This is a genomic window from Vibrio sp. Isolate25 (assembly GCF_022398025.1).
GTDB classification, from domain to species: Bacteria; Pseudomonadota; Gammaproteobacteria; order Enterobacterales; family Vibrionaceae; genus Vibrio; species Vibrio coralliilyticus_A.
In genome coordinates this window covers 80,939-95,592 of record NZ_JAKEUT010000010.1, presented here as the reverse complement: position 1 = coordinate 95,592, position 14,654 = coordinate 80,939, and the positions used below count along the sequence as shown (strand labels likewise).

Annotated in this window: 12 protein-coding genes; 5 read left to right on the top strand and 7 right to left on the bottom strand. The window is 46.8% G+C overall.

The genetic code is table 11. From position 1 onward, the window contains the following. Nucleotides 1-125 precede the first annotated feature (125 nt). Genes L1D15_RS16820 through murQ form a run of 4 tightly spaced genes read left to right on the top strand, consistent with a single transcriptional unit; the run spans nucleotide 126 to nucleotide 4,631 of the window. Nucleotides 126-1,718, top strand: a complete 1,593-nt coding sequence (locus L1D15_RS16820; protein WP_239876487.1) for a sodium:solute symporter — start codon at nucleotides 126-128, stop codon at nucleotides 1,716-1,718. After that, nucleotides 1,715-2,593, top strand: a complete 879-nt coding sequence (locus tag L1D15_RS16815) for a BadF/BadG/BcrA/BcrD ATPase family protein (protein ID WP_239876486.1) — start codon at nucleotides 1,715-1,717, stop codon at nucleotides 2,591-2,593. Before L1D15_RS16820 ends, L1D15_RS16815 begins: the two co-directional genes overlap by 4 nt. Further along, nucleotides 2,586-3,695, top strand: coding sequence for an anhydro-N-acetylmuramic acid kinase (locus tag L1D15_RS16810; RefSeq protein ID WP_239876485.1), 1,110 nt, complete (start codon nucleotides 2,586-2,588; stop codon nucleotides 3,693-3,695). The genes L1D15_RS16815 and L1D15_RS16810 overlap by 8 nt, the downstream gene beginning before the upstream one ends. Nucleotides 3,696-3,707: 12 nt before the next feature. Then, nucleotides 3,708-4,631 carry an N-acetylmuramic acid 6-phosphate etherase gene (gene murQ / locus L1D15_RS16805; protein ID WP_239868654.1) on the top strand — a complete coding sequence of 308 codons (924 nt, stop codon included), beginning with the start codon at nucleotides 3,708-3,710 and terminating at the stop codon, nucleotides 4,629-4,631. A 52-nt stretch (nucleotides 4,632-4,683) separates the two neighbouring features. On the opposite strand, the gene L1D15_RS16800 is transcribed toward murQ, so the two are convergent. After that, on the bottom strand, nucleotides 4,684-5,034 hold the full coding sequence (locus L1D15_RS16800) for a DUF2799 domain-containing protein (RefSeq protein WP_239838480.1): 351 nt from the start codon (nucleotides 5,032-5,034) through the stop codon (nucleotides 4,684-4,686). Between the two features lie 207 nt (nucleotides 5,035-5,241). Between L1D15_RS16800 and L1D15_RS16795 the strand changes: the two genes are divergently transcribed. Next, nucleotides 5,242-6,726, top strand: coding sequence for a carbon starvation protein A (locus tag L1D15_RS16795; protein ID WP_239876484.1), 1,485 nt, complete (start codon nucleotides 5,242-5,244; stop codon nucleotides 6,724-6,726). Nucleotides 6,727-6,857: 131 nt separating this feature from the next. Here the strand turns inward: L1D15_RS16795 and ispH are convergent, their stop codons facing one another. The 6 genes from ispH to murJ form a co-directional block, all read right to left on the bottom strand. After that, nucleotides 6,858-7,823 carry a 4-hydroxy-3-methylbut-2-enyl diphosphate reductase gene (gene ispH / locus L1D15_RS16790; RefSeq protein WP_239876483.1) on the bottom strand — a complete coding sequence of 322 codons (966 nt, stop codon included), beginning with the start codon at nucleotides 7,821-7,823 and terminating at the stop codon, nucleotides 6,858-6,860. A gap of 26 nt (nucleotides 7,824-7,849) precedes the next feature. After that, on the bottom strand, nucleotides 7,850-8,281 hold the full coding sequence (fkpB, locus tag L1D15_RS16785; RefSeq protein ID WP_239838483.1) for an FKBP-type peptidyl-prolyl cis-trans isomerase: 432 nt from the start codon (nucleotides 8,279-8,281) through the stop codon (nucleotides 7,850-7,852). Between the two features lie 116 nt (nucleotides 8,282-8,397). Continuing rightward, nucleotides 8,398-8,910 carry a signal peptidase II gene (gene lspA / locus L1D15_RS16780; protein ID WP_239838484.1) on the bottom strand — a complete coding sequence of 171 codons (513 nt, stop codon included), beginning with the start codon at nucleotides 8,908-8,910 and terminating at the stop codon, nucleotides 8,398-8,400. 76 nt (nucleotides 8,911-8,986) lie between these two features. Next, entirely contained in the window at nucleotides 8,987-11,833 is a 2,847-nt protein-coding gene (gene ileS / locus L1D15_RS16775; RefSeq protein ID WP_239876482.1) for an isoleucine--tRNA ligase, read from the bottom strand. 64 nt (nucleotides 11,834-11,897) lie between these two features. Then, nucleotides 11,898-12,833, bottom strand: coding sequence for a bifunctional riboflavin kinase/FAD synthetase (ribF, locus tag L1D15_RS16770; protein ID WP_239876481.1), 936 nt, complete (start codon nucleotides 12,831-12,833; stop codon nucleotides 11,898-11,900). A gap of 72 nt (nucleotides 12,834-12,905) precedes the next feature. Next, a complete protein-coding gene (gene murJ, locus L1D15_RS16765) occupies nucleotides 12,906-14,468 on the bottom strand; it encodes a murein biosynthesis integral membrane protein MurJ (protein WP_239876480.1) in 1,563 nt (520 codons plus the stop codon). Nucleotides 14,469-14,654 lie beyond the last annotated feature (186 nt).

Genomic DNA, 14,654 nt, shown 5'->3' with positions numbered 1-14,654 from the left:
GGATCATAGAATCAAAGCGGTCATTATTCCACCATAGAATAGATTTAGGAATGAGTTATTCATATCAGCATACTGCTAAAAAACGATAAATAGATTCCCTACATGATTCAAGCTATGGAGCTGCGATGAATTCTTTATTTACCTCTCTAGACTGGTTAGTGTTCGCCTTATATTTTGCGATCATTGCCTACACTGGCTGGCATTTCAGCCGAGTCAAAATCACCTCGACGAAGGACTACTTCCTCGGGGGAAATAGTATGCCTATGTGGGTGGTGGCTGTCTCTGTTCTGGCTACCTCACAATCTGCCGCGACCTTTTTAGGTGGGCCAGATTCCAGCTACCGTGGCGACTTAACTTACCTTGCAACGAACATCGGCGGTATTCTTGGCGCTCTATTTGTGGCTTGGGTGCTGATTCCTCGTTTTTACCAAAACAAAGTCTCGACCGTTTATGAGTTGCTCAAAGTTCGTTTTGGTGAAAGAACCAAGCAACGAGCAGGCTTGATGTACCTTGTCGGGCGTGTGTTTGCTTCTGGCTCTCGCCTGTACATGGCCGCTATTGCCGTTTCTATGATCCTGTTTACCAATATTGATCCTATCAGCGTTATTGCTTCCATCGTGATATTGGTTGTTGTCGGTCTCGCCTACACCTACATGGGGGGGATTCGCTCTGTTATTTGGAGTGATCTTATTCAGCTGATTGTGTACGTTGGTGCTGCTGTGGCTGTCATCATTTACCTGCTTGGACAAATTCCCGCCGATCTTAGTCAGATCATGCAGGTCTTAGACAACCCAGGGCCGGATCAGGCTTCAAAGCTTACCTTATTCGATTTCAGCCTCGATTTCTCACCCGCTGGTACATTTAGCTTCTGGGCCTGTATTACTGGCTTTGTGCTATTGAACATCGGTGCGTTTGGCCTCGATCAGGATATGACTCAACGTGTATTAACCTGTAAGAATGCCAAGCAGGGCTCACAGGCCATGATCAATTCGATCATCTTTTCACTGCCAATTGTTCTGATTTTCATGACCATTGGTTTGCTATTGTACGTATTCTATCAACGTCCGGACCTAATGGGAGGAGAAGGGCAAGATGTAGTACAGAACTTCAATGGCGAGAGTGTCACCATCTTCATGTATTACGTTCTTAATGAGATGCCTGCGGGTCTACGTGGCTTAGTCACCGTAGGTGTGGTGGCTGCCGCGCTTTCAACATTAAATTCGGGTTTGAATTCAATGTCTTCTGTCGCCACTCAAGATCTTTACAAACCTTGGAAAGAAGCCCGTGATGGCAAACAAGATGATGCGCACTATGTCAAAGTTGGCCGGTTGGGTATGGCAGCCGCAGCCATAGCACTTGGCAGCATGGGGATCCTGTGTTTTTACTGGCAACAATACACAGATATGCCACTACTTGCTTTTGCTCTCAGCGTGATGGTATTTGCCTACACAGGATTACTTGGCGTCTACTTCACCGCTTTGTTTACTGACCGAGGCAGTGAACGTTCCGTTGCCATGGCACTGGTGGCAGGCTTTCTAACCACACTGTTACTTCAAGCTTATGTCTGGGATAACACATTCGGCTTACTTAACCCTGACTGGGTTGGGCTGAGCCTAGCGTTTCCTTACCAGCTGTGTATCGGTACTTTCGTTTCATTTGCGGTCTGCCTATGTGGCAAAGCACAGCCACAAGAGCAACTACAAGCGGCTCGCTTATGATTACGCACTTACTCGCTATAGATGGAGGCGGAACCAAAACCGCCTTACGTCTAACGTCAATAGACCCCCTAATGACGGACCCGATTTTTACTTTGACTCTGGGTCCGTCATCTCTCACACAACAAGGGGAGCAAGCTCATCAGCAACTACATCAAGCGATTGAGGCTTGCTTACAGCAAGTAAAACTAGCGGCCAATCATGTTTCTATTGTAATTGGTGTCGCTGGGGCAGGTAACGCGAAAGCAAAGCTTGCTCTTGAACAATCATTGCAAATCTACCCTCATTGCGTAGTCACAACAGATGCACATATTTCACTGCTGGGCGTCAATCACGGTCAGGCCGTGAATTGCATTGCCATTGGTACAGGCAGCGTCGCCACACAACTGGATGCCGACGGGCACAGTAAGATGTATGGCGGCTGGGGGTTTCCAATTGGCGATCATGGCGGAGGTGCCTGGCTGGGACAACAAGCCGTTCAAGCACTCATTGAAGCGCTTGAACAAGAAACCTCCCACCCACTCACCGACTATTTGACCCAACACTTAGGTGGCCAACGGGGAGAGGTTTTACAATGGTTAACCACGGCCAATGCTTCACGCTTTGCTCAGCTTGCTCCTGCCGTATTGGACCACGCGCAACAAGGTTGTCCAGTAAGCACAGCAATCGTAAACAGAGGTCAACAACATATTGATAACCTGGTGGCAAAGTGCTGCGATAATAACAAGCTAGACATCGCTTTTTTAGGCAGTTTGGGCGCATACTATCAACAACATCTCAGCCCCAAATGGTCCTCAAGACTCATCACTCCTAAAGGCGATGCACTTGACGGTGCGACTCTGCTAGCCAGACAACAGGTGGAAAATTACAATGAGTAAAGAACTTTATATTGGCATCATGTCTGGTACCAGTTTGGACGGTATTGATGTCGCTCTAATTGAAGTCATGAATGGACAGATTCAGTTAATCGACAACCAAGATTACCCGATTCCGTCATCAATAAAGCAACAGGTACTCGACATTTGTCTGGGTCAGCAAACTGACCTACAACAAATTGGGGCGCTCGACCATCAGCTAGGCCACTTATACGCCGAAGCAGTATTGGCTTTGCTTGAAAAAACAGGCCACAGTAAAGAGCAAATTACCGCGATCGGTAATCACGGTCAGACGGTTTTCCATCAGCCAACTGGAGAAACTCCGTTTACCACTCAGCTTGGTGATGCCAATATCATTGCAACACGAACCGGCATTACGACCATTGCGGATTTCAGACGCAAAGATATGGCACTGGGCGGACAAGGGGCGCCGTTGGTTCCCGCTTTCCATCGCGCTTTATTTGAATCAAACGAAGCCAGTACAGTGGTGCTCAACATTGGTGGTATCGCCAATATTTCCGTCCTTCGTCATGACCACCCTGTCATTGGCTACGATACGGGGCCTGGTAACATGCTAATGGATGCTTGGTGTGCGAAACACCGTGGTCACCCGTATGACAAAGACGCATTGTTTGCCCAGCAAGGTAATGTAGATTCAGGTTTACTCAGCTCCTTACTCCAGGAACCATACCTTGCAGCGAAAGCACCAAAAAGCACAGGGCGAGAGTTATTTAACCTACCATGGTTAGAAGCGATTCTCAGTCATCACAACTGCTCAGTTGAGGATGTTCAGCGTACCTTGTGTGAATACACTGCACGAACTATCAGCCATGAAGTCGACAAATACACTCAAGGTGAGCAACCACAGCTATTAGTATGCGGTGGCGGTGCCAACAATCCTTTATTAATGGCACGCCTTAAAGCCTTACTTCCCGGATGGAGTGTGAGTCCAACAGACTCACAAGGTGTCGACAGTCAAAATATGGAAGCGATGGCATTTGCTTGGCTTGCTTATCGCCGTATTCACAACCTGCCAAGCAATTTGCCAGAAGTCACCGGAGCAAGCCAAGAAGCTTCTCTTGGTGTGATGTACTTTGCCGATTAAATAAGGACGATTATGACCAACGATGCACTTATCGCAGCGCTTTCACATCTGGTTTCTGAAGGTCGTAACCCAGACACCATGGATATCGACTTGCTGCCCTCTCTGGAAATCGTTAAAAGAATTAACCAGCAAGATAAACTCGTTCCTCTCGCGGTAGAAAAAGTCCTGCCTGACATTGCTCAGGCTGTCGATAAAATCACTCAAGCCTTTCAATCTGGCGGTCGCTTAGTATACATGGGAGCGGGAACCAGTGGGCGCTTGGGAATTCTTGACGCCTCTGAATGCCCACCGACGTTTGGTGTCTCTGATCAAATGGTGATCGGACTGATTGCTGGTGGCCCAGAAGCGATCCTCAAAGCCAAAGAGGGCGCTGAAGATTCACCGGAACTTGGCGTTGCGGATCTCAAATCTATTGAGTTTAGCGAGAAAGATGTGGTGGTAGGTATTGCGGCCAGCGGACGTACCCCTTATGTTATTGGCGCACTGGAATACGCTAATGATCTAGGGGCAACAACAGTGGCGTTATCGTGCAATCCAGATTCGGTCATTGCTGAAGTCGCTCAAATCGCCATCAGCCCAGTCGTTGGCCCTGAAGCGCTGACTGGCTCAACACGACTGAAGTCAGGTACCGCGCAAAAACTGGTACTCAACATGCTAACAACAGCAAGCATGATTCGTTTGGGTAAAAGTTATGAAAACCTGATGGTGGATGTCAAAGCCACCAATAAAAAGCTGGTTGCCCGCGCAGCGCGAATTGTCATGCAAGCCACAGACTGTGATAAGCAACAAGCCATCACGACACTTGAGCAAACTGATTATGACGTGAAACTCGCCATCTTAATGATTCTCACTGGGCTGGATGTCGACAGCGCAAAACAACAGTTAAGTCGTCAAGAGGGCTTTCTCAGAAAGGCAGTGGAAAACCACAGCAGCTAGAAATCTTACAAGTAAAATAAACAAGGCTTGGCCTCAACCAAGCCTTGTTTCATCAATAATACTTATTAGCGTGCTCATCCCAGCCACGCTTCCACTCCATGCGAAACTTCTGCGCCTCTTCAGTGCCCTCGCACACACCTTCATAATACTGCCCCGTTAAACCAATCTGATACGCAAAGTTAGGATTGCAGTATTCTTGGATTCCTGTCAGGTAGCCCTGATCATAATCCCCTTGTTTAACACTGCCTAAGCTGGCTAGCTCTTTAAAAGAACGCTGAGTGTGACCTCGGACACCATCTTGATAACCAATTTCGTACCAGTCTCCTTCCTCAGCCAATTGTTCTGGGCTTGCCGCACAGGCAACTAACGTAGATACCAACAACAAAAAAATGAGTTTTCTCATTGTTTTTCCTTGTTTTTATTAAAGCTATCTTAATCAAAACACTAAATGACCAACTTTGCCACCGAGATCGGTTAAAAACCGCTTAATGGTGTCAATTACCACTGGCGCCGCCATACGACCACTCAACTCAAATTCGGATGAGCCTTGCTAATCAGAAGCGTAATATCGACGCTGAACTTATTAAATTATCACTAAGGAACGAGTGCTATGTTGTGGTTTCTAACCTGTGTTGCCGCTCTTATAGGCGGATACTTCCTCTACGGGGCTTTTGTTGAAAGAGTCTTCGGCATCAATGAAAAGCGCCAGACACCAGCTCATACCCAAGCGGACGGTGTGGATTACGTCCCTATGTCGACCAAGAAAGTCTATCTCGTTCAGCTTTTGAACATCGCAGGCGTAGGCCCGATTTTTGGTCCAATCATGGGCGCGCTTTACGGCCCAGCGGCTATGCTGTGGATTGTCATTGGCTGTATTTTCGCTGGCGCAGTACACGACTACTTCTCAGGAATGCTTTCCGTGCGCAACGGTGGCGCTTCCGTTCCTACCATCACTGGTCGCTATCTAGGCAATGGTGCAAAACACTTTATGAATATTTTTGCCATTGTCCTGTTGCTTCTGGTCGGTGTGGTATTCGTTTCAGCACCGGCAGGGATGATCACTAACCTGATCAATGACCAGACAAGCTTTTCTGTTAGCATGACTTCCATGGTCATTGCCATCTTTGCCTATTACATCATTGCCACGATTGTCCCTGTCGACAAAATCATTGGTCGCTTTTACCCACTGTTTGGTGCTCTACTTATCTTTATGTCGGTTGGCCTGATGACAGCAGTGGCGCTATCAAGCGAGCACACCGTCATGGGTGATTTCCAAGTCACAGATATGTTTACCAACCTAAACCCTAATGACATGCCACTATGGCCTGCGCTATTTATTACCATTGCTTGCGGTGCTATCTCGGGTTTCCACGCCACTCAGTCACCTTTGATGGCGCGTTGTATGGAAAATGAGAAAAACGGCCGATTCGTTTTTTACGGAGCCATGATTGGTGAAGGTGTGATTGCGCTTATCTGGTGTGCGATTGCCTTGTCTTTCTTCGGCAACCTTGATGCACTGTCTGAAGCCGTGAAAAATGGTGGTCCAGGTAACGTTGTTTACAGCTCTTCATTTGGTTTGCTGGGGGTATTTGGTGGCGTGATTGCTTTCTTGGGCGTAGTTATTCTTCCTATCACATCAGGTGACACCGCATTCCGCTCTAGCCGTCTGATTCTAGCTGAATACTTCAATATGGAGCAGAAAACGCTGCGTAACCGTCTACTGATGGCTGTCCCTCTTTTCGTGATTGGTGGCATCCTAACTCAAGTCGACTTCGGTGTTATCTGGCGTTACTTCGGTTTTGCCAACCAAACGACTGCTGTCATGATGCTGTGGACGGCTTCAGCTTACTTGCTTCGCCATAACAAACTGCATTGGATCACCACAATTCCTGCAGTATTTATGACGACCGTTGTCGTGACCTTTATCCTCAATAACAGCACACTAGGTTTTGGTCTACCAATGAACGTTTCTACCATCGCTGGTATCTTGTTCTCACTTGGCGTGACGACTTATGTCATCAAGACCTCTAAGGGCAAAGGTGACTTGGATCTGGCTGATGAAGAGAAGCCAAAAGCGATGACCAAGACTGCATAAGCAATAATTACAGAAACGTAAAGGGCTCCATTAGGAGCCCTTTTCTTTATCTCTATACTGAGTCACATCTATCTGACAAAGGCCAGAGACAAAAAAGGCGGCTTAGCCACCTTTTTAAATTCTACTATCAGTTAGTCGACTTGTTTAATCTGTAACTCTTTGGGAACTTCAAAAAACATATTTTCTTCACGGCCCAATACTTCTTCTACTGATCGAGTACCCACGAGTTCTTGAATTCGCTCTAAGATCTGATTCACCAATTCTTCTGGAGCAGAGGCACCCGCAGTGACACCAATCTTGATTTTTCCGTCAAACCATTCAGGCTTAATATCTTCAGAACAATCGGTGAGATAGCCTGGTGTACCGAGTTTCTCCGCCAGCTCTTTCAAACGAGTCGAGTTTGACGAGTTCTTCGAGCCGACGACAATCACGACATCCACATCCGTTGCCATTTCACGTACCGCATCCTGACGATTCTGCGTGGCGTAACAGATATCGTCCTTACGTGGCCCTTGAATCTCTGGGAAAACACGACGCAGCTCGGTAATGACATCAGCGGTTTCATCTACAGACAGTGTCGTCTGACTGACATAATGAAGATTACTCGGATCTTTGACTTTCTCTTTAAGAGAGACCACATCCGCTGGCGTCTCAACTAGGTACATACCACCCTCTTCGCTGGCATACTGACCCATTGTACCTTCGACTTCTGGATGTCCGGCATGGCCAATCAAAACCACTTCCATATGACGGCGGCTTGCACGAGCCACTTCCATATGAACTTTGGTTACCAATGGGCAAGTCGCATCAAAGACCGTCAGATCGCGCTCTTTTGCTTCCTTACGAACCGCCTGAGAGACACCATGAGCAGAAAAGATCACAATATTATCATCGGGCACTTCATGAAGTTCTTCCACAAAGATAGCGCCTCTTTGTTTCAGCCCCTCGACCACAAATCGGTTGTGTACGACTTCATGACGAACATAAATCGGTGGCTGGTACATTTCTAATGCACGCTCAACAATACTGATCGCGCGATCAACACCAGCACAGAAACCGCGTGGGTTGGCTAAAAGAATTTTCATTTCATTGCTCATAGTGATTATCTTATCGCTTCAGGTCGCTATTCTACTGACAAAATTTCAACTTCAAAAGTCACATCTTGCCCTGCTAGCGGGTGGTTAAAATCAACCGTCACTGAGTCACCGGCAATTTCAGTAATGATTCCAGGGATTTCCATACCATCAGGACCAGAGAAAGCCATGATTGTGCCTACTTCCACTTCCGCATCACCGACAAACTTCGCCCTATCCATATAGTGCACATTATCTGGATTAGGAGCACCGAATGCATCTTCCGCTTTCAGTTCAATAGCCTTTTGCTCACCCACTTCAAGTCCCAACAGACACTGCTCAAAATTTTCACTCAAGCTACCATCACCGATGACTAGCTTAGCCGGCTTACCCATGTTGTGTGTACTATCGGCTACCGAACCATCTTTAAGCTTGATAGTAAAATGCAGTGTAACTGCGGATTCCTGGACAATTGTGGTCACAATAGTGTTTCCTTGTTATTGAAGATATCGGCTTCTATTCAATAGAGGCATCGTTATATTAAAAAGCGCTCTCTGAATCAACAGACAGCGCTTAGGGTTATTCGATCATTATCAGCTTACGCTTTTTTTTCAGCGTCTTTTTTACGAAATCCATCAAGAATAATCATTGCAGCGCCAATACAAATGGTACTGTCGGCCAAATTGAACGCTGGCCAGTGGTAGTCACCCCAGAAAAAGTCGAGGTAATCGACAACATAACCGTGTACCACACGATCAAACACGTTACCCACCGCACCACCGATGATCATGGCATAAGCCACATTGTTCCATTTCTCTTTTGCTGGCAGTTTACTCATCCAGTAAGTCAGCATAGCGGTTACCGCAAAAGCGATCCCCGTAAACAGCCAACGTTGCCAGCCAGCCTGATCGCTCAGAAAGCTAAATGCAGCACCGTAATTATGTACATAAAGCAGATTAAAGAAAGGCAACACCTCAATGCGGTTCGCCCAGCCATAACCCATGTTATCCATCACAAACAGCTTAATACCGATATCCGCTAGAAAGATAACCAATGCTAGCCACAACCAGCGCACGCCTGATTGCTTCAAAGTGAATGCTTGTTCGCTCATACGATTCCTAAAAGTAACCCCAGTCAGTACTGGGGCTATATTATCTCAATAAAGTTCAACTTCTAGTTGCTATAAATTACGCGAAGCGACGTGTTTCACCTTCGCCATCAACGTTAGACACACAACGACCACAAATCTTCTCGTGACCTTCGATTGTGCCTACGTCTGGAGAGTGGTGCCAACAACGGTCACACTTCTCGTTTTCCGTTGCTTTCACTTCAACAAACAGACCTTCAACATCGGTTGCTTGTGCCGCCTCTGACTTCTCGCTTAGAGGCTTCACAACCGCGGCTGACGTCAGTAACGCAAAGCGTAGCTCATCTTCAAGCTTGCTTAGTTTCGCTGCTAGTGCATCATCAGCATAAAGCGTCACTTCTGCTTGCAGAGAGCCACCAATGGCCTTCTCTTTACGAGCATCTTCTAGCAGCTTGTTCACACCGCCACGAACCGCTTGGATTTCAGCCCAAAATTCGTTGTTAAGCTCTTCACCTTCAGCTAGACCAAACAGACCTTCGTACCACTCGCCTGTGAATACAAACTTATCGCGTTCGCCCGGCATCTCGTTCCAGATCTCGTCTGCAGTGAACGACATGATTGGCGCCATCCAACGAACAAGCGCTTCTACGATGTAGTAAAGCGCAGTCTGACAGCTACGTTGAGCGTGGCCGCCAAGTTTCGCTGTGTACTGACGATCTTTAATTACGTCTAGGTAGAATGAGCCCATTTCGATAGAACAGAACTGCATTAAACGCTGTGTTACTGCGTGAGTGTTGTACTCACCGTACGCTTTCACGATCTCTTCTTGAGCAGCCAGTGCACGACCTACAGCCCAACGGTCTAGCGCCACCATTTCTTCAGCAGGAACAAGGTCCGTTGCTGGGTTAAAGCCGCTTAGGTTGGCAAGGAAGAAACGCGCAGTGTTACGGATACGACGGTACGCATCTGCAGAGCGTTTTAGGATTTCATCAGAAACCGCCACTTCACCCGTGTAGTCCGTTGAAGCAACCCATAGACGCAGAATGTCAGCACCTAGCTTGTTAGTCACATCTTTGGGCGCAACCACGTTACCGATAGATTTCGACATCTTACGGCCTTGACCGTCAACTACGAAACCGTGAGTAAGCACTTGCTTGTATGGTGCTTCGTCTTTCATCGCGATAGATGAAATGAGTGAAGACTGGAACCAACCACGGTGTTGGTCAGAGCCTTCTAAATATAGGTCTGCCGACGCGCCCTTTTCTTCATTAGGGAAAATGTACTCTTCACGAGCATCAACCACTGAATAGTGAGTCACACCTGAGTCGAACCATACGTCTAGCGTATCCAGTACTTTCTCGTACTTATCCGCTTCTTCACCGAGTAGGTCAGAGATTTCTAGATCCCACCAAGCTTGAATGCCTTTCTCTTCAACTAGCAGAGCTACTTTCTCTACTAATTCGCTTGTATCTGGATGAAGCTCTGCTGTTTCTTTATGAACAAACAGAGCGATTGGCACACCCCAAGTACGTTGACGAGAGATACACCACTCTGGGCGACCTTCAATCATACCTTCAATGCGGCTTTGACCCCACTCAGGCATCCATTCAACACCTTTGATTGACTCAAGTGCTTTTGCACGTAGACCCGCTTGGTCCATAGAGACGAACCATTGTGGCGTTGCACGGAAGATGATTGGCGTTTTGTGTCTCCAACAATGTGGGTAGCTGTGCTCGTAAGCATGGTGATGTAGAAGCGCGCCTTTCTCTTTTAGCGTCTCAACCACTGCATCGTTCGCTTTGAATACATGCTGACCAGCAAATAGCTCAGTATCCGGCAGGTAAACACCGTTTGAACCTACTGGGTTAGCGACTTCTAGGTTGTACTTGTTACCGACCGCAAAGTCTTCTTGACCGTGGCCAGGTGCTGTGTGAACCACACCAGTACCAGAATCCGTTGTTACATGATCACCAAGGATCGCAGGAACGGTGAAATCGTAGAACGGGTGGTTAAACTGAGATAGCTCAAGATCGCTACCTTTGGCAAAACCAAGGTTATGGAAGTGCTCGATACCCGCGCGATCCATCACGTCTTTAGCAAGTTCAGAAGCAACGATGATTCGCTCTTTAGAATCACCTTCAACTTGGATCAAGACATACTCTAGATCATCACGTAGACAAACTGCGCGGTTTGCTGGCAGAGTCCATGGTGTAGTTGTCCAGATAACGATAGAGATGCCGCCTTCACCTTCATGCCCTTCGTTCAATGAGAACTTAGAGAGAAGCGCTGCTTCATCGGCCGCTTTAAAGCGCACGTCGATAGATGGCGATACTTTATCTTTGTACTCGACTTCTGCTTCAGCAAGCGCTGAGCCACAGTCTGTACACCAGTGAACAGGTTTGAAACCTTTCAGTAGGTGACCGTTATCAGCAATCTTACCTAGAGCACGAATGATGTTTGCTTCGGTAGCAAAATCCATAGTGCGGTAAGGCTTGTCCCACTCACCCATGATACCAAGGCGTTTGAAGCTCTCCTTTTGACCTTCAACCTGGCCCGCTGCGTAATCACGACATTTCTGACGGAACTCAGCCGCGGTCACTTTTTGACCTGGCTTACCCACCTTTTTTTCTACCATTAATTCAATAGGTAGACCGTGGCAGTCCCAGCCAGGAATATAAGGCGCGTCAAAACCTGAAAGTGTTTTGGATTTAATAATAATGTCTTTAAGAATCTTGTTTAGTGCGTGACCAATATGAATGTCACCGTTGGCGTATGGAGGGCCATCGTGCAGAACGAAAGATTTTTTGCCTTTCTTCGCTTTACGGATTTCGCCGTAAAGGTCTTCTTTATACCAACGCTTAAGCATTTCTGGCTCGCGGTTCGCCAGATTGCCGCGCATCGGAAACCCTGTTTCAGGAAGGTTCAGGGTATCTTTATACTCACTCATCGATTCTTAATTCCGTTGTGTTGGGCGAATGTTAGACATTATGCCAAGCGGTGGACTAGACCGTTTAGCTATTACGCTGACGCAGCCACACCCTTGCTGCTTCAGCATCCAATTCAATTTGTTGTTTCAATGCTTCAAATGAGTCAAATTTATGCTCATCGCGAAGTTTATTTAAAAGTACGATTTCTAGCTGCTTGCCATATAAATTGGCTTGAAAGTCAAATAAATGTACTTCTAGTTGCTGGCGAACTCCGTTCACGGTCGGTCGGTTGCCAATATTTGCTACGCCCCCAATCGGTTTGTCTCCAAGGCCTAGAGCCTCAACGACATAAACGCCTGATACAGGTGACACGCAACGCTTCAGTGGGATATTCGCTGTAGGAAAACCAATGGTTCTTCCTAACTTACGACCGTGTGATACTCGACCACTGATGCTGTAATCTCGACCCAGCATCTCTGCTGCTGAGTGCAACTCATCACTTGCTAAGGCTTCGCGAATCGCTGTACTGCTGACACGCAATTGCTCGAGACAGAAACTTTGTGTGCTAACGACTTCAAAACCGTATTTTTTACCGGCTTCTCTGAGCATATGGAAGTTGCCTTTTCGGCCTTTACCAAAGCAGAAATCATCACCAACAACGAGAAACTTAACACCCAATCGCTTCACCAACAAGTCGCTAATAAACTCATTTGCCGTCTGATTGGCAAAGCGCTTGTTGAAATTAACACAAAGTAAGCGTTCTATACTCAATTTACTCAGCTGGACAAATTTGTCTCTCAACCGAGTTAGTCTCGCAGGCGCTCTCTCTCTTGCAAATAACTCCAAAGGCTGAGGCTCAAACGTCATGACCGTTGCAGGTAAGCCTAATTTAGCAGCCTGCTCAGACACTTGACGCAGTACCGCTTGGTGACCTAAATGCACACCGTCAAAGTTTCCTATCGTCAGGACACACCCAGCATGATGTGCTTTGATGTTGTGAATACCTCGGATCAATTCCATTGGAAGCTTCTAATTCCTGTCTTCTTTATTATTAGCAAAGTGTGAAACTGACGGATTATATACTAATCCCCCTTATTCTGTCGCTGCTTTTAGATCTTTTAAACGCACCCCTAACACAGCAAGTGTGAGCAGATAAACGACGGCTCCCAATCCGATCAAGATTGTCAGTGAAGTTACCCGCTCAAGCAGGCTCCACATAAGCCATACCGACATCTCCTCTAACTGCCAAAGAATGGATGTCACCATCAAGCCCCCAGCCAATACCAGCTTACATATGAAGATCAGGGTCTTGCGCGTCAGTGTATAGACCCCAGCAACATGTAACCCACGATACAGCAGCGACATATTGACAAATGCAGACAGGGCTGTAGCGATAGCCAAACCAACATAGCCATAGAACCAAGCAAAAATAGCATTAAAGACCATGTTGGCTACCATCGCAATGATGCCATATTTGACCGGTGTTTTCGTGTCTTGTCGAGAGTAATAACCGGGAGCTAACACCTTGATCAGCATAAAGTTAAGTAACCCTGAAGCATAAGCAATCAGCGACAACGATGCGAACTGTACGTCCTGAGGACTGAACTCACCACGCATAAACAGCACCATCAACATTGGCTTTGCCAATACCATCAAGCCAAGCATTGCAGGTATTCCAAGTAACGTTACCATACGCACGCCCCAATCCATGGTTTGGGCAAAGCCATCACTATGATCATCGACATGTTTACGCGACAACGCTGGCAGTATCACAGTGGCAATCGCGATGCCAAATAGTCCAAGAGGAAACTCCAACAAGCGATCTGAATAGTAAAGCCAACTGATAGAGCCAGTCTGAAGAAAACTGGCAATAAAGGTATCAAACAACAAATTAATCTGACTGACTGAGACACCAAATAGAGCGGGAATCATCAAGGTACGGATTTTGACCACTCCGGGATCGCGCCAACCCCATTTAGGTCTCACCATAACACCCGCCTTAATAAGGAAAGGGGTCTGAAATAGAAACTGGACCAGGCCGCCTAAGAACACCCCAATCGCTAAGCCAATTTCAGGCTGAGTCATATTCGGCGAAATAAACCACGCCGAGAGGATGATCATAACGTTGAGAAATACCGGAGTAAAAGATGACACCGCGAACTTACCCATGGTATTGAGAATCGCACCAGATAAGGCCACAAAAGTAATGAACCATAGATAAGGGAAGGTAATTTTGAGAATGAAGCTCGCCAGCTCAAACTTTTCAGCCGATGGCCCACCATTCAACCAATCAAGAAACCAGCCAAAGCCAAATAATGCCGTTACCACACCAGAACCTAAAACTCCCAGCACAGTTACAATAGAGACAAGCACACCTAAGGTACCTGCAGCTCTGGCAATCAGTTGCCTAGTTTTATCCATGTCACCCGCGGCGTGATACTCCGTTAAAACAGGGACAAACGCCTGAGAAAATGCCCCTTCAGCGAATAGACGACGTAAAAAATTGGGAATTTTATTGGCAAAGAAAAAGACATCGGCACTCGCGCTCGCGCCCATTAAATTCGCCACTACCACATCGCGCACTAATCCAAGCACACGAGAAATCAAAGTCATAGCACTAACAATTAGGCCAGACTTGAGCAGACGTTTACTCACAGCTACCTCGGGAATCCTGCAATACTTTCAATAAGGCTCCACTCTATGACAGGAATGTCAGGACTAGAGAAGATTAGTATTAGCAATGAAAAAAAAATACTGATAGAATCCCCGCCATCTTAACCGTGAAGACCTTTCTAATCCAAAATTTGTTTGGTTCCGATTGGTTTTTGCACAAATCATTTG

Bases quoted from the DNA above. Each gene is read 5' to 3' on its own strand.
- L1D15_RS16800 (WP_239838480.1), bottom strand. From the start codon at position 5,034: ATGAGAAAACTCATTTTTTTGTTGTTGGTATCTACGTTAGTTGCCTGT.
- L1D15_RS16810 (WP_239876485.1), top strand. From the start codon at position 2,586: ATGAGTAAAGAACTTTATATTGGCATCATGTCTGGTACCAGTTTGGAC.
- ribF (WP_239876481.1), bottom strand. From the start codon at position 12,833: ATGGAATTGATCCGAGGTATTCACAACATCAAAGCACATCATGCTGGG.
- ileS (WP_239876482.1), bottom strand. From the start codon at position 11,833: ATGAGTGAGTATAAAGATACCCTGAACCTTCCTGAAACAGGGTTTCCG.
- L1D15_RS16815 (WP_239876486.1), top strand. From the start codon at position 1,715: ATGATTACGCACTTACTCGCTATAGATGGAGGCGGAACCAAAACCGCC.
- L1D15_RS16820 (WP_239876487.1), top strand. From the start codon at position 126: ATGAATTCTTTATTTACCTCTCTAGACTGGTTAGTGTTCGCCTTATAT.
- lspA (WP_239838484.1), bottom strand. From the start codon at position 8,910: ATGAGCGAACAAGCATTCACTTTGAAGCAATCAGGCGTGCGCTGGTTG.
- L1D15_RS16795 (WP_239876484.1), top strand. From the start codon at position 5,242: ATGTTGTGGTTTCTAACCTGTGTTGCCGCTCTTATAGGCGGATACTTC.
- ispH (WP_239876483.1), bottom strand. From the start codon at position 7,823: ATGAGCAATGAAATGAAAATTCTTTTAGCCAACCCACGCGGTTTCTGT.
- murQ (WP_239868654.1), top strand. From the start codon at position 3,708: ATGACCAACGATGCACTTATCGCAGCGCTTTCACATCTGGTTTCTGAA.